The 15,544-nt window shown below is 51.6% G+C and carries 21 protein-coding genes and 1 rRNA gene; 6 read left to right on the forward strand and 16 right to left on the reverse strand.

The features are described from left to right. Positions 1-3: 3 nt before the first annotated feature. Positions 4-1,545, reverse strand: a 16S ribosomal RNA gene (locus tag OGV83_RS04065). A 468-nt stretch (positions 1,546-2,013) separates the two neighbouring features. On the opposite strand from OGV83_RS04065, the gene OGV83_RS04070 reads away from it, so the two are divergent. Then, positions 2,014-2,568: a gamma carbonic anhydrase family protein gene (locus OGV83_RS04070; protein WP_012135410.1), complete on the forward strand. Its 555-nt coding sequence runs from the start codon at positions 2,014-2,016 to the stop codon at positions 2,566-2,568. Here OGV83_RS04070 and OGV83_RS04075 read toward each other — a convergent pair. From OGV83_RS04075 to dprA, 6 genes are read right to left on the reverse strand one after another with little or no spacing between them, the layout of a single operon-like run. Further along, positions 2,544-2,801, reverse strand: coding sequence for a DUF1488 family protein (locus OGV83_RS04075; protein ID WP_058668173.1), 258 nt, complete (start codon positions 2,799-2,801; stop codon positions 2,544-2,546). The genes OGV83_RS04070 and OGV83_RS04075 overlap by 25 nt on opposite strands. Beyond that, positions 2,798-3,616 carry a shikimate dehydrogenase gene (gene aroE / locus OGV83_RS04080; protein ID WP_049011816.1) on the reverse strand — a complete coding sequence of 273 codons (819 nt, stop codon included), beginning with the start codon at positions 3,614-3,616 and terminating at the stop codon, positions 2,798-2,800. The genes OGV83_RS04075 and aroE overlap by 4 nt, the downstream gene beginning before the upstream one ends. 4 nt (positions 3,617-3,620) lie before the next feature. Next, positions 3,621-4,193 (reverse strand): L-threonylcarbamoyladenylate synthase type 1 TsaC, encoded by a 573-nt coding sequence (gene tsaC, locus OGV83_RS04085; protein ID WP_024130998.1) that lies wholly within the window; start codon positions 4,191-4,193, stop codon positions 3,621-3,623. Next, positions 4,186-4,740, reverse strand: coding sequence for a DNA topoisomerase family protein (locus OGV83_RS04090; protein WP_012135414.1), 555 nt, complete (start codon positions 4,738-4,740; stop codon positions 4,186-4,188). The genes tsaC and OGV83_RS04090 overlap by 8 nt, the downstream gene beginning before the upstream one ends. Positions 4,741-4,766: 26 nt before the next feature. Further along, the gene (gene smg, locus OGV83_RS04095) at positions 4,767-5,240 is read right to left on the reverse strand and encodes a DUF494 family protein Smg (protein ID WP_024130999.1); all 474 of its coding nucleotides are present in this window, start codon (positions 5,238-5,240) and stop codon (positions 4,767-4,769) included. After that, on the reverse strand, positions 5,212-6,336 hold the full coding sequence (gene dprA, locus OGV83_RS04100) for a DNA-protecting protein DprA (protein WP_286463182.1): 1,125 nt from the start codon (positions 6,334-6,336) through the stop codon (positions 5,212-5,214). Before dprA ends, smg begins: the two co-directional genes overlap by 29 nt. 130 nt (positions 6,337-6,466) lie before the next feature. Here dprA and def point away from each other — a divergent pair, with 130 nt between their 5' ends. The 5 genes from def to mscL all read left to right on the forward strand — a co-directional run bounded on the left by def (position 6,467) and on the right by mscL (position 11,227). Beyond that, the gene (def, locus tag OGV83_RS04105; RefSeq protein WP_012135417.1) at positions 6,467-6,976 is read left to right on the forward strand and encodes a peptide deformylase; all 510 of its coding nucleotides are present in this window, start codon (positions 6,467-6,469) and stop codon (positions 6,974-6,976) included. Between the two features lie 14 nt (positions 6,977-6,990). Further along, entirely contained in the window at positions 6,991-7,938 is a 948-nt protein-coding gene (gene fmt, locus OGV83_RS04110) for a methionyl-tRNA formyltransferase (protein WP_286463184.1), read from the forward strand. 52 nt (positions 7,939-7,990) lie between these two features. Continuing rightward, entirely contained in the window at positions 7,991-9,277 is a 1,287-nt protein-coding gene (gene rsmB / locus OGV83_RS04115) for a 16S rRNA (cytosine(967)-C(5))-methyltransferase RsmB (RefSeq protein ID WP_049011818.1), read from the forward strand. Between the two features lie 21 nt (positions 9,278-9,298). After that, positions 9,299-10,675, forward strand: a complete 1,377-nt coding sequence (gene trkA / locus OGV83_RS04120) for a Trk system potassium transporter TrkA (protein ID WP_012135420.1) — start codon at positions 9,299-9,301, stop codon at positions 10,673-10,675. Between the two features lie 141 nt (positions 10,676-10,816). After that, positions 10,817-11,227, forward strand: coding sequence for a large-conductance mechanosensitive channel protein MscL (gene mscL, locus OGV83_RS04125; RefSeq protein ID WP_012135421.1), 411 nt, complete (start codon positions 10,817-10,819; stop codon positions 11,225-11,227). Here the strand turns inward: mscL and arfA are convergent. The 9 genes from arfA to rpmJ form a co-directional block, all read right to left on the reverse strand. After that, a complete protein-coding gene (gene arfA, locus OGV83_RS04130; RefSeq protein WP_012135422.1) occupies positions 11,224-11,442 on the reverse strand; it encodes an alternative ribosome-rescue factor ArfA in 219 nt (72 codons plus the stop codon). The two genes, mscL and arfA, sit on opposite strands and share 4 nt — an antisense overlap. A gap of 57 nt (positions 11,443-11,499) precedes the next feature. Continuing rightward, a complete protein-coding gene (gene zntR, locus OGV83_RS04135; RefSeq protein ID WP_024131002.1) occupies positions 11,500-11,925 on the reverse strand; it encodes a Zn(2+)-responsive transcriptional regulator in 426 nt (141 codons plus the stop codon). Positions 11,926-11,935: 10 nt separating this feature from the next. Further along, entirely contained in the window at positions 11,936-12,304 is a 369-nt protein-coding gene (locus tag OGV83_RS04140) for a DnaJ family domain-containing protein (protein ID WP_286463185.1), read from the reverse strand. Positions 12,305-12,412: 108 nt separating this feature from the next. Further along, complete coding sequence (gene rplQ / locus OGV83_RS04145; protein ID WP_001216372.1) at positions 12,413-12,799, reverse strand: 50S ribosomal protein L17; 387 nt, start codon at positions 12,797-12,799, stop codon at positions 12,413-12,415. 40 nt (positions 12,800-12,839) lie between these two features. After that, complete coding sequence (locus tag OGV83_RS04150) at positions 12,840-13,829, reverse strand: DNA-directed RNA polymerase subunit alpha (RefSeq protein WP_001162094.1); 990 nt, start codon at positions 13,827-13,829, stop codon at positions 12,840-12,842. 25 nt (positions 13,830-13,854) lie between these two features. Then, positions 13,855-14,475, reverse strand: a complete 621-nt coding sequence (rpsD, locus tag OGV83_RS04155) for a 30S ribosomal protein S4 (protein ID WP_000135224.1) — start codon at positions 14,473-14,475, stop codon at positions 13,855-13,857. Between the two features lie 33 nt (positions 14,476-14,508). Next, positions 14,509-14,898, reverse strand: a complete 390-nt coding sequence (rpsK, locus tag OGV83_RS04160) for a 30S ribosomal protein S11 (protein WP_001029684.1) — start codon at positions 14,896-14,898, stop codon at positions 14,509-14,511. A gap of 16 nt (positions 14,899-14,914) precedes the next feature. Further along, positions 14,915-15,271: a 30S ribosomal protein S13 gene (gene rpsM, locus OGV83_RS04165; protein WP_000090780.1), complete on the reverse strand. Its 357-nt coding sequence runs from the start codon at positions 15,269-15,271 to the stop codon at positions 14,915-14,917. 146 nt (positions 15,272-15,417) lie between these two features. Beyond that, positions 15,418-15,534, reverse strand: coding sequence for a 50S ribosomal protein L36 (gene rpmJ, locus OGV83_RS04170; protein WP_000868187.1), 117 nt, complete (start codon positions 15,532-15,534; stop codon positions 15,418-15,420). Between the last annotated feature and the right edge of the window lie 10 nt (positions 15,535-15,544).

Here is a 15,544-nt window from a genome sequence, read left to right on the forward strand (position 1 = left end):
AGGTAAGGAGGTGATCCAACCGCAGGTTCCCCTACGGTTACCTTGTTACGACTTCACCCCAGTCATGAATCACAAAGTGGTAAGCGCCCTCCCGAAGGTTAAGCTACCTACTTCTTTTGCAACCCACTCCCATGGTGTGACGGGCGGTGTGTACAAGGCCCGGGAACGTATTCACCGTGGCATTCTGATCCACGATTACTAGCGATTCCGACTTCATGGAGTCGAGTTGCAGACTCCAATCCGGACTACGACATACTTTATGAGGTCCGCTTGCTCTCGCGAGGTCGCTTCTCTTTGTATATGCCATTGTAGCACGTGTGTAGCCCTGGTCGTAAGGGCCATGATGACTTGACGTCATCCCCACCTTCCTCCAGTTTATCACTGGCAGTCTCCTTTGAGTTCCCGGCCTAACCGCTGGCAACAAAGGATAAGGGTTGCGCTCGTTGCGGGACTTAACCCAACATTTCACAACACGAGCTGACGACAGCCATGCAGCACCTGTCTCACGGTTCCCGAAGGCACAGTCTCATCTCTGAGACCTTCCGTGGATGTCAAGACCAGGTAAGGTTCTTCGCGTTGCATCGAATTAAACCACATGCTCCACCGCTTGTGCGGGCCCCCGTCAATTCATTTGAGTTTTAACCTTGCGGCCGTACTCCCCAGGCGGTCGACTTAACGCGTTAGCTCCGGAAGCCACGCCTCAAGGGCACAACCTCCAAGTCGACATCGTTTACGGCGTGGACTACCAGGGTATCTAATCCTGTTTGCTCCCCACGCTTTCGCACCTGAGCGTCAGTCTTCGTCCAGGGGGCCGCCTTCGCCACCGGTATTCCTCCAGATCTCTACGCATTTCACCGCTACACCTGGAATTCTACCCCCCTCTACGAGACTCAAGCCTGCCAGTATCAGATGCAGTTCCCAGGTTGAGCCCGGGGATTTCACATCTGACTTAACAGACCGCCTGCGTGCGCTTTACGCCCAGTAATTCCGATTAACGCTTGCACCCTCCGTATTACCGCGGCTGCTGGCACGGAGTTAGCCGGTGCTTCTTCTGCGGGTAACGTCAATTGCTGCGGTTATTAACCACAACACCTTCCTCCCCGCTGAAAGTACTTTACAACCCGAAGGCCTTCTTCATACACGCGGCATGGCTGCATCAGGCTTGCGCCCATTGTGCAATATTCCCCACTGCTGCCTCCCGTAGGAGTCTGGACCGTGTCTCAGTTCCAGTGTGGCTGGTCATCCTCTCAGACCAGCTAGGGATCGTCGCCTTGGTGAGCCGTTACCCCACCAACAAGCTAATCCCATCTGGGCACATCTGATGGCAAGAGGCCCGAAGGTCCCCCTCTTTGGTCTTGCGACGTTATGCGGTATTAGCTACCGTTTCCAGTAGTTATCCCCCTCCATCAGGCAGTTTCCCAGACATTACTCACCCGTCCGCCACTCGTCAGCAAAGCAGCAAGCTGCTTCCTGTTACCGTTCGACTTGCATGTGTTAGGCCTGCCGCCAGCGTTCAATCTGAGCCATGATCAAACTCTTCAATTTAAGTTTGATGCTCGTGAATTAAACTTCGTAATGAATTACGTGTTCACTCAGAGACTTGGTATTCATTTATTGTCCGAAGACATTAAGAATCCATGTCACTTTGAGTGCCCACACAGATTGTCTGATAAATTGTTAAAGAGCAGTTGCGACGCGCTTTAGCGCTCTGTCGCGAGGTGGCGTATATTACGCTTTCCTCTTTCAGAGTCAACCCCATTTTTCAGGATTTTTCTCTTCGTTGTTCCGACCATCTTGTGAAGCGTTTCACTTTGTCGTCTCAACGGAGGCGCATTATAGGGATCCCATTTTTTTGCACAAGCGTTTTTTGGATCTTTTTTGCTGAATGCCTGTTTTTTACCCCTTTAGCTACATTCCTGCGCAATTTGGCTGATTTTTGATACCTGAAACACTTGCGTAGCGCCAATAATCCAACCAAAGTCTTCATTACTGTTCTCTTTCGTTGAGGTAAACATGTCTGACGTATTACGTCCTTATAAGGATCTTTTCCCACAGATCGGGCAACGCGTGATGATCGATTCCAGTAGCGTCGTCATTGGCGATGTTCGTCTGGCTGATGACGTCGGGATCTGGCCGCTGGTCGTCATTCGTGGCGATGTGAACTATGTAGAGATTGGCGCCCGCTCAAATATCCAGGACGGCAGCGTGCTGCATGTGACGCACAAATCCACCACTAACCCGCAAGGTAATCCGCTTATTGTGGGTGAAGATGTCACTGTCGGGCATAAAGTCATGCTCCACGGCTGCACTATCGGCAACCGGGTTCTGGTTGGCATGGGGTCCATTCTGCTGGATGGCGCGGTAATAGAAGATGACGTCATGATCGGCGCTGGCAGCCTGGTGCCGCAAAACAAGCGCCTGGAAAGCGGCTATCTGTATCTGGGGAGTCCGGTGAAGCAGATCCGTCCGCTAAGTGACGAAGAGAAAGCCGGGCTACAGTACTCCGCAAATAACTATGTGAAATGGAAAGATGAATACCTGAGTCAGGACAGCCAGACCCAACCCTGATAGTCTTCTTGCTGGGACTGGATCAACGCTTCCGCTTCTTCTTCCAGATCCCAGCGATGTTCACAAAAGTCTGCCAGCCACCGTTCTGGCGTATCGCCACCAAAGCGATGCGCCAGCGTGGTTCCCTTGATAGCACACATTAACTGCATCCCATTCACCAGTGCGGGAAAGCTAACGGCCTCAAGGTCCGCGTCCCACTCTTCTCTGTCAGGAAACTGAATAGCCTGGTTCATGCCGACAGTTCCTGCTTCAGCGTTGCAATAACAGGTTCCACGTCAGGCAACACGCCATGCCAGAGAAAAACAGCATGCGCGGCTTGCCCCACCAGCATCCCCAAACCATCGGCATACCGTTTTGCCCCTTGCTCCGCACACCAGGCAAGGAACGGCGTATTCCCCTTTTGATAAAACATATCGTAGCAACAGACAGCAGGATGAATGAGCGATGACGGGATCGCGGGAATATCACCGCTAATTCCACTGGATGTCGCATTGATGATCAGATCGAATTCATGGCCTTCCAGCGCATCAAGACGAAGGGCCTGAACACTGCCGGTATGAGCGAAGATTTGCGCCAGTTCTTCAGCACGGGAAGCGGTTCGGTTCGCAATAGTAACCGCACAATCCATTGATAGCAGCGGTAACAGTACGCCCCTGGAAGCCCCCCCCGCCCCAATCAGCAGGATGCGTAGCCCCGGACGAATGAAAGACAAACGTTCAAGATCGCTCAACAGGCCGATGCCGTCGGTGTTATCCCCCAGCAAGCGACCATCATCAAGGCGTTTCAGGGTATTCACCGCCCCGGCAAGCGCCGCACGCTCCGTCAGTTCATCTGCGCGTGCAAACGCTTCCTCTTTAAAAGGAACGGTAACGTTCGCCCCTTTCCCTCCTTGCGCAAAGAAGGCGTTAAGGGTATTCACGAAATCATCAACCGGCGCCAGAACACGCCCATAGGGATGATCTATCTTCAGTTGCTGCGCAAACTGCTGATGAATAAATGGCGACTTGCTGTGCGCAATCGGGTTACCAAAAACAGCATAGGTTTCCATCGTATTACCCCTGTCGAAACAGCTCGCCCGTCAGGGCATCACGAATTTCAGAAGGATTCAGGCGTCCTCCCGTTTCACCCTCAACAACGGGGAAATCCGCGCCAAACTGCGCCCGTACTTCTTCGACCGTGCGGCAGGGAGGCAACCCTGTCAAATTCGCACTGGTGGAAACTAACGGTTTGCCATAAGCCTGGCACAATGAGACCACCAGCGGGTGATCCGTAACGCGAACCGCCAGCGAATCAAAACGTCCCGTCAACCAGCGCGGCGTTGTCGCCGGTGCAGGAAAAACAAACGTCACCGGGCCAGGCCAGCACGCAAAGATCGCTTCTCGTTGCGTATCTGTCAGCATGCTGTCATCAATATATGGCTTAAGCTGCTCAAAATTTGCCGCAATTAAAATGAGGCCTTTCTCAACCGGACGCTGTTTCAATTCCAGTAAGCGGTTGACCGCCGTTTCACTATCAGGATCGCACCCGACACCGAAAACAGCTTCTGTGGGATACGCGATGACACATTCTTTATGCAGTACCGCTACCGCTGCCGCGATAGCGTCTGTGGGCAGGTTATTATTCACTTTGTTGTTCCGCCGGAACCGGCTTTCCACATTGTTTACTGGCGCAAAAGTGCTTCACACCCTGCGCGGTTTTCTTTTCGATGAGTAGCGGATAGTGACATTCAGGACACTCTCCGGCTATCGGTTTGAAGTTAATGACAAACTGACATTCAGGATAGCGATCGCAGGAATGAAAAGTTTTACCATAACGGGAACGCCGTTGAACCAGATGACCTTTTTGGCACTGAGGGCAGGTAATGGCAGTTTCGTCTGGTTTGTCGATCAGTTCGGTATGGCCACACGCGGGGTAGTCACTGCAACCGATAAACATGCCGAACCGCCCCTGCCGCAATACCAGCTCCGCGCCACATGCCGGGCAAAACTTCCCCTCCAGAACTTTGACGATATGTCCGTCTGCTGACGATTTCAGCGGACGGACATAATCACATTCTGGATAGTGTGAGCAGCCGAGAAAAGGACCGTGTTTCCCGGAGCGAATAACAAGTTCAGCCCCGCACTGTGGGCAGGGCTCATTTTTATGCACCGTAAACAGTGCTGATTTAGCCATAACAACTCATGCTGAATGAAGGTCGATTAATGCAGCATACCTTCATTCACTTCAAAGAGTAATTCTTCCATTTGCTGATACGCATTTTCACAACCCGGAATGTTAAATAAAACCATCAGGATCACCCACTTCAGGTCTTCCAGATCGAATTCTGCGGTATCCAGCGCGAGCACGCGTTCAATCACCATTTCTCGCGTTTCGAGGTTTAGCACCTGAATCTGCTCGAGGAATAACAGAAACCCCCGACAGCTGGCATCCAGTCGATTGCACTCCTCTGCCGTGTAAATACGTACGGAGAGCGGATCGGAAGCCAGTTGCATAGGTTCGGCGAGGCCTTCCTGATAATCAGCAAGCTTTTCCAGCCACAGTAGCGCGTTGTAGATGTCTTCACGGTCAAAGCCAGCGTCGGTAAGATCCCGTTCCAGTTTGTCCTGATCCACACGCAATTCAGCTTCGTTATGGATGTAAGTCTCAAACAAATACATTAGTACGTCGAACATGGCTTGCCCTCCTTAATCGGACATAGCCGCCGGGTACAGCTGCGATCCATCCTGCTAACTCCAGTTCGAGTAGCTGAGCCACTACCTCTGGCACAGGTTGGCCGGCACGTTCAGCGACGACGTCAACAGGTGTTACCTCATCTCCTACGTTAGCCAGGAGCATAGGAAATGGCAATGCTGCGACTTCCTGATCTGGTGAATAAAGTGAATTTTCGGCCTCATCTGGCAGCCAATGTAAGCCGTATTGCAAATTGTCCAGAATATCCTCTGGCGCCGTCACAAGAGTGGCGCCCTGTTTGATCAACCAATGCGGCCCTTCACTGCCAGGGCTGCCTATCGGCCCTGGCAAGGCAAAGACATCCCTCCCTTGCTCCAGCGCACAGCGCGCGGTAACCAAAGAGCCGCTTCGTAGTGCCGCTTCAACAACCAGCACGCCTTTGCTCAGGCCGCTAATGATGCGGTTTCGTCGGGGAAAATGGTGCGGTAAAGGGAGCGTCGCTAATGGAAACTCCGACACCAGCGCGCCACCGGCGTCTATCAGCCCCTCAGCCAGCCGGGTATGTCGTCGGGGATGGATACTTCCCAGACCGTTGCCCAGCACAGCCACGCTTTTCCCGTTCGCGTTTAAGGCGGCTTTATGCGCAACGCCATCAACTCCTCTCGCCAGCCCGCTGGTAATCGTCACCCCTTTTACGGCAAGACTTTCACAGAACAAGCGCCCCCATCGCTCGCCATACCAGGAAGGTGTCCGGCTTCCTACGACGCCAAGCTGGAAGTTCTGGAGACATTCTGGATCACCCGCAACAAAAAAAGCGCCGGGATAATCTGCAATCGCATTCAACTGTGCCGGATAACGCGCGCTGCCGGCCAGAATCAAATGGTGATGAGGTTGCTCAAGCCAGTGCTGCGCGTCATCCAGCGCTTTTTGCGGGACGGTTAAAAAGCGTTCCGCTTGTCGGGACGTTAACCCTGCGTTCTGAAGCAAAGTCTTATCAATCTGACGCTGTTGTATGAGCAAATTCGCAATGCTCAACATTGCATCGCCATACAATTCACTCACATGCATCAAACGTAACCAAATTTCGGTACAGGTCATCCTTTATCCCCCTGCCACAAGCTGTCCTGGCAATCTTTGCGATTGGTCACTGATGCTGTCAATCGGAGGGGGTTTTGTCTAGAATAGAGGTAATAATCTTTCCAACTCCTGAACACAACTCTGGATAATTATGGCAGTTTTGCAAGTGTTACATATTCCGGACGAGCGTCTTCGCAAAGTCGCAAAACCGGTAGAAGAAGTGAATGCAGAAATTCAGCGTATCGTCGATGATATGTTCGAAACGATGTATGCAGAAGAAGGTATTGGCCTGGCGGCAACGCAGGTCGATATTCATCAACGTATCATCGTGATTGATGTTTCGGAAAACCGCGACGAGCGTCTGGTGTTAATCAACCCGGAACTGCTGGAAAAAAGCGGTGAGACGGGGATTGAAGAAGGCTGTCTGTCTATTCCTGAACAGCGAGCTTTAGTGCCGCGTGCGGAGAAAGTGAAAATTCGCGCACTCGACCGCGACGGTAAATCTTTTGAGCTGGAAGCAGACGGCCTGTTGGCTATCTGTATTCAGCACGAGATGGATCACCTGGTCGGTAAACTGTTTATCGATTATCTGTCGCCGCTGAAGCAACAACGTATTCGTCAGAAAGTTGAGAAACTCGACCGCCTGAACGCCCGAGCTTAAGGACCAGAATCAACGTGTCAGACTCACTACGTATTATTTTTGCGGGTACACCTGACTTTGCAGCGCGTCATCTTGACGCGCTGTTGTCTTCTGGACACAACATCGTTGGCGTGTTTACCCAACCCGACCGCCCGGCTGGACGCGGTAAAAAGCTGATGCCCAGCCCGGTGAAAGTGCTGGCGGAAGAGAAAGGAATAGCGGTTTTTCAGCCCGCCTCCTTGCGCCCACAAGAAAACCAGCATTTAGTCGCAGACTTACACGCTGACGTAATGGTCGTGGTGGCGTATGGCCTGATTCTGCCAAAAGCGGTGCTGGATATGCCGCGACTCGGCTGCATCAACGTTCACGGTTCCCTGCTCCCGCGCTGGCGTGGCGCAGCGCCGATCCAACGTTCACTTTGGGCTGGTGATGCCGAAACGGGCGTAACCATCATGCAAATGGATGTGGGTCTGGATACTGGCGATATGCTCTATAAACTTGCCTGTCCAATCACCGCGGAAGACACCAGCGGCACGCTGTATGACAAGCTGGCGGATCTTGGCCCACAGGGGCTGATTGAAACGCTGAAACAGTTAGAAAACGGTACCGCGAAGCCAGAAGTACAGGACAACACCCTGGCCACTCACGCTGAGAAACTTAGCAAAGAAGAGGCGCGTATGGACTGGTCTCTCTCTGCTGCACAGCTTGAACGCTGCATCCGCGCCTTTAATCCCTGGCCAATGAGCTGGATGGAAATTGACGGTCAGCCGGTAAAAGTGTGGCAGGCGTCAGTGATAGAGCGCGTAACGCAAGCGGAACCGGGCACCATTCTTGACGCGACTAAACAAGGTATTCAGGTTGCAACCGGCAACGGCATCCTGAACCTGCTCTCCCTTCAACCCGCAGGTAAGAAGGCAATGAGCGCGCAGGATCTTTTAAATTCACGTCGGGAATGGTTTATTCCTGGCAACCGTCTGGCCTGACGGTCACGTCTTACTACGCCCGGTGTTACCGGGCATTTTTATTTTTGCGGTTATGAAAAAACAAAATTTACGCAGTCTGGCGGCACAGGCCGTTGAGCAGGTCGTTGAGCAAGGGCAATCCTTAAGTAATGTCCTGCCACCACTACAGCAAAAAGTCTCCGATAAAGACAAAGCGCTGCTTCAGGAGCTGTGCTTTGGCGTGTTGCGCACCCTTTCGCAGCTGGAGTGGCTGATTAATAAATTAATGTCTCGCCCGATGACCGGTAAGCAACGCACCGTGCATTACCTGATCATGGTAGGGTTTTACCAGCTATTGCACACACGAATTCCACCACATGCGGCCCTCGCAGAAACGGTTGAAGGTGCTGTTGCTATTAAGCGCCCACAGCTTAAGGGGCTGATCAATGGCGTTTTGCGTCAGTTTCAGCGTCAGCAGGAGGCGTTGCTGGCTGAGTTTGCGACCAGCGAGGCACGTTTTCTGCATCCGTCCTGGCTGCTAAAGCGCCTGCAAAAATCCTATCCCACCCAATGGGAAGCGATTGTCGAAGCCAACAACCAACGTCCTCCAATGTGGCTACGCGTGAACCGTACACATCATTCACGCGACAGCTGGCTCGCGTTATTGCAGGACGCAGGAATGAACGGTTTTCCCCACTCGGCCTATCCTGACGCCCTACGTCTTGAGTCTCCGGCGCCGGTTCATGCCTTACCCGGCTTTGAAGAGGGTTGGGTAACGGTTCAGGATGCTTCCGCGCAAGGCTGTGTTAGCTTCCTCGCCCCGCAAAACGGCGAGCAAATCCTGGATTTGTGCGCCGCACCGGGGGGTAAAACAACGCATATACTCGAAGCCGCGCCTGAAGCGCAGGTGTTGGCTGTCGATGTCGACGAACAGCGTCTTTCACGCGTTTACGATAACCTTAAACGTCTGGGGATGAAGGCAACTGTCAAACAGGGTGATGGTCGATATCCCGCGCAATGGTGTGGCGAGCAGAAATTTGACCGTATTCTGCTGGATGCGCCTTGTTCAGCCACCGGCGTCATTCGTCGTCACCCGGATATCAAATGGCTACGCCGCGATCGTGATATTGCTGAACTGGCAAAATTACAGTCGGAAATTCTGGATGCCATATGGCCACATTTAAAGTCAGGCGGAACACTGGTCTACGCGACCTGTTCTGTCCTGCCGGAAGAGAATAGCCAACAGATTCAGGCTTTTTTACAGCGCACCCCGGACGCCACCCTGACCGGCACCGGAACCCCCGCTCAACCGGGCGTGCAAAATCTGCCAGGTGCGGAAGAAGGTGACGGCTTCTTTTACGCTAAGCTAATCAAAAAGTGATGAGATAACGGGTCGCGACTGATGAAAATTATCATTCTGGGCGCAGGGCAGGTCGGCGGCACGCTGGCTGAAAACCTGGTCGGAGAGAACAACGACATCACGGTGGTCGATATCAATGGCGAACGCCTGCGTAGTTTACAGGACAAGTTCGATCTCCGCGTCGTGCAAGGGCATGGCTCTCACCCCCGCGTGCTGCGTGAAGCGGGTGCAGACGATGCGGATATGCTGGTCGCCGTGACCAGTTCCGATGAAACGAATATGGTCGCCTGCCAGGTGGCCTATTCACTCTTCAATACGCCAAATCGTATCGCCCGTATCCGTTCGCCAGATTATGTCCGCGATGCGGATAAACTCTTCCACTCTGAAGCCGTCCCCATCGACCATCTTATTGCGCCAGAGCAACTGGTCATCGATAACATTTATCGCCTGATCGAATATCCCGGCGCATTGCAGGTCGTTAATTTCGCCGAAGGTAAAGTCAGTCTTGCGGTAGTGAAAGCCTATTATGGCGGGCCGCTGATCGGGAACGCGTTATCCACGATGCGTGAGCATATGCCGCATATTGATACCCGCGTCGCCGCGATATTCCGTCATGACCGCCCCATTCGTCCCCAGGGTTCGACTATTGTAGAAGCAGGCGATGAAGTCTTTTTTATTGCCGCATCACAGCATATCCGCGCGGTAATGAGCGAACTGCAACGTCTGGAGAAACCCTATAAGCGTATTATGTTAGTCGGAGGGGGAAATATCGGTGCCGGTCTCGCGCGTCGTCTGGAAAAAGATTACAGCGTCAAACTGATCGAGCGCGATCAACAGCGGGCCTCCGAACTTGCCGAAAAACTGCAAAATACGATCGTCTTTTTTGGCGATGCGTCGGATCAGGAACTGCTGGCTGAAGAGCATATTGATCAGGTTGATCTGTTTATTGCAGTCACCAACGATGATGAAGCCAACATTATGTCGGCAATGCTGGCCAAACGGATGGGTGCGAAGAAAGTAATGGTGCTCATTCAACGTCGCGCCTATGTGGATCTCGTCCAGGGGAGCGTCATTGATATTGCCATTTCGCCACAGCAGGCCACGATTTCCGCGTTACTCAGCCATGTGCGTAAAGCCGATATTGTGGGAGTGTCATCGCTACGTCGTGGTGTAGCAGAAGCAATTGAAGCCGTTGCCCACGGTGATGAAAGTACATCTCGCGTCGTAGGCCGCGCCATTGATGAAATTAAACTTCCACCGGGAACAATAATTGGCGCAGTGGTTCGCGGTAACGATGTAATGATTGCCAATGACAATTTGCGCATTGAACAAGGCGATCATGTGATTATGTTCCTGACGGATAAAAAGTTTATTACCGACGTCGAACGCTTATTCCAGCCAAGTCCTTTCTTCCTGTAATTATTTGGGCGCTAATGCAGCGCCCTCTTTAATTCCCCTGTTTTATCAGGGCCTAATAAATGCTCCTTTAAACAATCCATAAATGGAAAATGCCTTAACATTTGTTAAACTTATAAACGTCAGTTGCATAGGGAGAATAAAATGAGCTTTATTAAAGAGTTTCGCGAATTCGCGATGCGCGGGAATGTTGTTGATTTGGCAGTGGGTGTGATTATTGGGGCGGCATTCGGGAAGATCGTTTCTTCTCTGGTTGCTGATATCATTATGCCGCCGCTGGGATTGTTAATTGGCGGGATCGATTTTAAACAGTTTGCCTTTACGCTACGCGAAGCGCAGGGAGATATCCCGGCAGTCGTGATGCATTACGGTGTGTTTATTCAGAACGTCTTTGATTTTGTTATTGTGGCGTTTGCTATCTTCATGGCTATCAAACTGATCAACAAACTGAATCGTAAGAAAGAAGAACCGACGGAAGCGCCAGCGCCGACAACGGAAGAAGTATTGCTTTCTGAGATCCGCGATCTTCTGAAAGAACAAAACAACCGTTCTTAACAAGCCTTAATAAGCAGAAAGCCAGTGGTAAAAAAGTGATTCACTTTCTTGCCACTGGCCTCCCAGTTACCCCGATTGCCATGTTTGCCTTTACGCAGATAACTTCCTTTCCCTTTCTTATTTTTTTCAACACGTTGTCTGAAAAGCGGATCGTGCAGTAATGCCTCAATGGCGTTGTCTTTTATCTGCCCTTTCGTATGCTGATAACGACTCATAATAACTCCAGTTTGTATGGTTTAACGGCGCGAGTGTAGGCTCATCAGGTCAATAAATCAACACTCCTGCTTTACTCCGCTGGCACCTTGTTCCAGTGCTTCCAGAATTGAACAATAGACGCTGCTGTGTGCCGTTCCACAGCAGGCATCGTTCAGCCTCTGCAATGAACGCTGCATGCTCTGTAATTCCGCAATTCGTGATTCGACCTCTTTCAGCCTTTCCTGCACGATTCCTTTCGACTCCTGGCAGGTATGGTGTTCAGGATCGACACGGATCGACAACAGTTCCCGGATCGACTCAAGCGTAAAGCCCAACTGCCGGGCATAGCGGATAAACTTAAGGCGCTGAAGATCGTTTTCCGTGTAGAGTCGGAAACCACCTTCCGTACGCACTTCATGCTCCATCATCTGCTGCTTTTCATAGTAGCGGATGGTATCGGGCGTCACTTCTGCCAGCTTTGCCAGTTCACCAATACGATACATACAAGCTCCGTTAGTCATCATTAATCTTATGCAGCAGTTTATCTGCATATTCACCGCGTAAAAACCCGGTACTCAGCCCCGCCTGTCGTAGTTTTAGTTCAAGGAGCGATAAACGACGGCTTACTTCCTGATACCGCGGATCGTCCTGACGAATACCTTTAAGTAGATCCAGTAGCTGAATGGCTTCTTTACGCTGTTCAAGCTCCGGGGGAAGGCAACAGGCATTTTTGAGTAAACGGTAGCCAGTCCGTAGTTCAGGCGGCACATGTGAGTCATCATCCAGGGCCAGCGGCTCACCGCTGCCGGGCAGATTATCAAACTCACCTTTAGTCTGTGCATCGGTAATATGGCGCTCTGCCCACTGGTCCAGTAACCACATACAACAACTCCAGGGGATGAACAAAAAGAGTACAGATATTGTAGATAAGTGGGGATACGGCGGATATAAAAAAACCCGCCGGAGCGGGTTTTTTTACGTTACTACAGATTACTCTGCAGCAGCTTCTGCTTTCGACTCAGAACGATCAACCAGCTCGATGTATGCCATCGGCGCGTTGTCGCCTGCACGGAAGCCACACTTCAGAATGCGAGTGTAACCACCGGCGCGGCTCGCGAAACGCGGGCCCAGTTCGTTAAACAGTTTTGCCACGATCTCGTTATCACGAGTACGGGCGAATGCCAGACGACGATTAGCTACGCTATCAGTCTTGGCAAGAGTAATCAGCGGCTCAACTACGCGACGCAGCTCTTTCGCTTTAGGCAGGGTCGTCTTGATGATCTCATGACGAACCAGTGAACCTGCCATGTTGCGGAACATAGCCTGGCGATGGCTGCTGTTGCGGTTCAGTTGACGACCACTCTTACGATGGCGCATGACCTTATCCTTCTCAGTAAAACCTTAACCTGTGATCCGGTTACTCGTCAGCGATGCTTGCCGGTGGCCAGTTTTCCAGGCGCATGCCCAGAGACAGTCCACGGGAAGCCAGCACGTCTTTAATCTCAGTAAGAGATTTTTTACCCAGGTTAGGCGTCTTAAGGAGCTCAACCTCGGTACGCTGTACCAGATCACCGATATAGTGGATAGCTTCTGCTTTAAGGCAGTTAGCAGAGCGGACAGTCAATTCCAGATCGTCAACAGGGCGCAGCAGGATCGGATCGAATTCTGGTTTCTCTTCTTTCACTTCCGGCTGACGTACATCACGTAAGTCAACGAAAGCTTCCAGTTGTTCAGCCAGAATGGTTGCCGCACGACGAATCGCCTCTTCAGGATCGATTGTGCCGTTGGTTTCCATTTCGATGACCAGCTTGTCCAGGTCGGTACGCTGTTCTACACGCGCTGCTTCAACATTGTAGGCAATACGCTCTACAGGGCTGTAGCATGCGTCGACCAGCAGACGGCCGATTGGGCGCTCATCTTCTTCCGAATGAATTCGGGTAGAAGCCGGCACATAACCACGACCGCGCTGAACTTTGATACGCATGCTAATAGACGCGTTCTCATCGGTCAGGTGGCAGATCACGTGCTGCGGCTTGACGATTTCGACATCCCCGTCATGGGTAATGTCGGCTGCAGTCACAGGGCCAATGCCAGATTTATTCAAGGTAAGAATAACTTCATCTTTACCCTGAACTCTCACCGCCAGCCCTTTCAGGTTGAGCAGGATTTCCAGGATGTCTTCCTGAACGCCTTCTTTGGTGCTGTACTCATGTAGTACACCATCAATCTCAACCTCGGTCACCGCGCAACCCGGCATCGATGAGAGCAGAATACGGCGCAGTGCGTTACCCAGAGTATGGCCAAAGCCACGCTCTAAAGGCTCAAGGGTCACCTTGGCGTGCGTCGAACTCACTTGCTCGATATCTACCAGGCGCGGTTTTAGAAACTCTGTCACAGAACCCTGCATTGTGTCCTCTCTTTGGTACTAAGCTTTACTTGGAGTAAAGCTCGACGATCAGGTGTTCGTTAATGTCCGCAGACAGATCAGAACGCTCAGGCTTACGCTTAAACGTACCTTCCATCTTGCCAGCATCAACTTCCAGCCAGGTTGGCTTTTCACGCTGCTCAGCCAGCTCCAGAGCGGCTTTCACGCGAGACTGCTTCTTCGCTTTCTCACGAATGCTAACAACGTCATTCGGACTAACCTGATAAGAAGCGATGTTAACAACACGACCGTTTACCATAATTGCTTTATGGCTAACCAGCTGGCGTGCTTCTGCACGAGTGGCGCCGAAGCCCATACGGTATACAACGTTGTCCAGACGACCTTCCAGCAGAGCCAACAGGTTTTCACCGGTGTTGCCTTTCAGACGCGCTGCTTCTTTGTAGTAGTTACGGAACTGACGCTCCAGCACACCATAGATACGGCGAACTTTTTGCTTTTCACGCAACTGCACACCATAGTCAGACAGACGCGGTTTACGCGCACCGTGCTGGCCAGGAGCTTGTTCAATTTTACACTTGGTATCGATCGCGCGAACGCCAGACTTAAGGAATAAGTCGGTGCCCTCACGACGGCTCAGCTTGAGCTTAGGACCCAAATATCTTGCCATTTTCTTTCTCCAACAAACCTGGAAAACGAAGCGTTATACGCGACGTTTTTTCGGCGGACGACAACCGTTATGAGGGATCGGAGTCACATCAGTAATATTAGTGATGCGGAAACCAGCGGCGTTCAGTGCACGAATGGTAGATTCGCGACCTGGACCCGGACCTTTAACCATAACTTCCAGATTCTTGATACCGTATTCTTTTACGGCGTCAGCGCAACGCTCTGCTGCAACCTGAGCTGCAAACGGAGTGGATTTGCGAGAACCACGGAAACCGGAACCACCGGCTGTTGCCCAACCCAGCGCGTTACCCTGACGATCAGTGATAGTCACGATGGTGTTGTTGAAAGAAGCATGGATATGAGCCACGCCGTCAGAGACTTGTTTTCTTACACGTTTACGTGCACGAATTGGTGCCTTTGCCATTATTCAATCACCCCGATTATTTCTTGATCGGTTTGCGCGGACCCTTACGGGTACGTGCGTTGGTCTTGGTACGCTGACCGCGAACCGGGAGACCACGACGATGACGCAAACCGCGATAGCAACCAAGATCCATCAGGCGCTTGATGCTCATGCTGATTTCACGGCGCAGATCACCTTCAACGACAAATTTGGCAACTTCGTCACGCAGCGTGTCGATTTGTTCTTCAGACAGCTCACTGATCTTAACATTTTCAGCGATACCCGCTGCAGCCAGAATGGCTTTAGAACGGGTCTTACCGACGCCGTAGATCGAAGTTAACGCGATCACAGCATGTTTCTGATCAGGAATGTTAATGCCTGCTATACGGGCCACTATGCACTCCTACTATTTAATATGTACGCACCATGCTGAAAAGCCCGTTTTCAGGATACTCAAATGGAAACGTACAGACATACAAAAGATTGGCTGGCTAATCTAGCCAGCTCAACCCAACTTTGCAAGAAAAATATGCGAATAAATCAGCCTTGGCGCTGTTTATGCTTCGGCTCGGCACTGCAAATCACGCGGATGACGCCATCACGCTTAACGATTTTGCAGTTACGGCATAATTTCTTGACGGAAGCACGAACTTTCATTTTTACTCTC

It is taken from the genome of Citrobacter sp. CK189 (assembly GCF_030333505.1).
GTDB classification, from domain to species: domain Bacteria; phylum Pseudomonadota; class Gammaproteobacteria; order Enterobacterales; family Enterobacteriaceae; genus Citrobacter_B; species Citrobacter_B koseri.

What these genes read in the sequence shown, in the direction of transcription:
- zntR (WP_024131002.1), bottom strand. Translation starts at nt 11,925, where the DNA reads ATGTATCGTATTGGTGAACTGGCAAAGCTGGCAGAAGTGACGCCCGAT.
- arfA (WP_012135422.1), bottom strand. Translation starts at nt 11,442, where the DNA reads ATGAGTCGTTATCAGCATACGAAAGGGCAGATAAAAGACAACGCCATT.
- OGV83_RS04150 (WP_001162094.1), bottom strand. Translation starts at nt 13,829, where the DNA reads ATGCAGGGTTCTGTGACAGAGTTTCTAAAACCGCGCCTGGTAGATATC.
- OGV83_RS04075 (WP_058668173.1), bottom strand. Translation starts at nt 2,801, where the DNA reads ATGAACCAGGCTATTCAGTTTCCTGACAGAGAAGAGTGGGACGCGGAC.
- rsmB (WP_049011818.1), top strand. Translation starts at nt 7,991, where the DNA reads ATGAAAAAACAAAATTTACGCAGTCTGGCGGCACAGGCCGTTGAGCAG.
- dprA (WP_286463182.1), bottom strand. Translation starts at nt 6,336, where the DNA reads ATGACCTGTACCGAAATTTGGTTACGTTTGATGCATGTGAGTGAATTG.
- rpsK (WP_001029684.1), bottom strand. Translation starts at nt 14,898, where the DNA reads ATGGCAAAGGCACCAATTCGTGCACGTAAACGTGTAAGAAAACAAGTC.
- trkA (WP_012135420.1), top strand. Translation starts at nt 9,299, where the DNA reads ATGAAAATTATCATTCTGGGCGCAGGGCAGGTCGGCGGCACGCTGGCT.
- OGV83_RS04090 (WP_012135414.1), bottom strand. Translation starts at nt 4,740, where the DNA reads ATGGCTAAATCAGCACTGTTTACGGTGCATAAAAATGAGCCCTGCCCA.
- def (WP_012135417.1), top strand. Translation starts at nt 6,467, where the DNA reads ATGGCAGTTTTGCAAGTGTTACATATTCCGGACGAGCGTCTTCGCAAA.
- aroE (WP_049011816.1), bottom strand. Translation starts at nt 3,616, where the DNA reads ATGGAAACCTATGCTGTTTTTGGTAACCCGATTGCGCACAGCAAGTCG.
- OGV83_RS04070 (WP_012135410.1), top strand. Translation starts at nt 2,014, where the DNA reads ATGTCTGACGTATTACGTCCTTATAAGGATCTTTTCCCACAGATCGGG.
- rpmJ (WP_000868187.1), bottom strand. Translation starts at nt 15,534, where the DNA reads ATGAAAGTTCGTGCTTCCGTCAAGAAATTATGCCGTAACTGCAAAATC.
- mscL (WP_012135421.1), top strand. Translation starts at nt 10,817, where the DNA reads ATGAGCTTTATTAAAGAGTTTCGCGAATTCGCGATGCGCGGGAATGTT.
- rplQ (WP_001216372.1), bottom strand. Translation starts at nt 12,799, where the DNA reads ATGCGCCATCGTAAGAGTGGTCGTCAACTGAACCGCAACAGCAGCCAT.
- rpsD (WP_000135224.1), bottom strand. Translation starts at nt 14,475, where the DNA reads ATGGCAAGATATTTGGGTCCTAAGCTCAAGCTGAGCCGTCGTGAGGGC.
- OGV83_RS04140 (WP_286463185.1), bottom strand. Translation starts at nt 12,304, where the DNA reads ATGTGGTTACTGGACCAGTGGGCAGAGCGCCATATTACCGATGCACAG.
- smg (WP_024130999.1), bottom strand. Translation starts at nt 5,240, where the DNA reads ATGTTCGACGTACTAATGTATTTGTTTGAGACTTACATCCATAACGAA.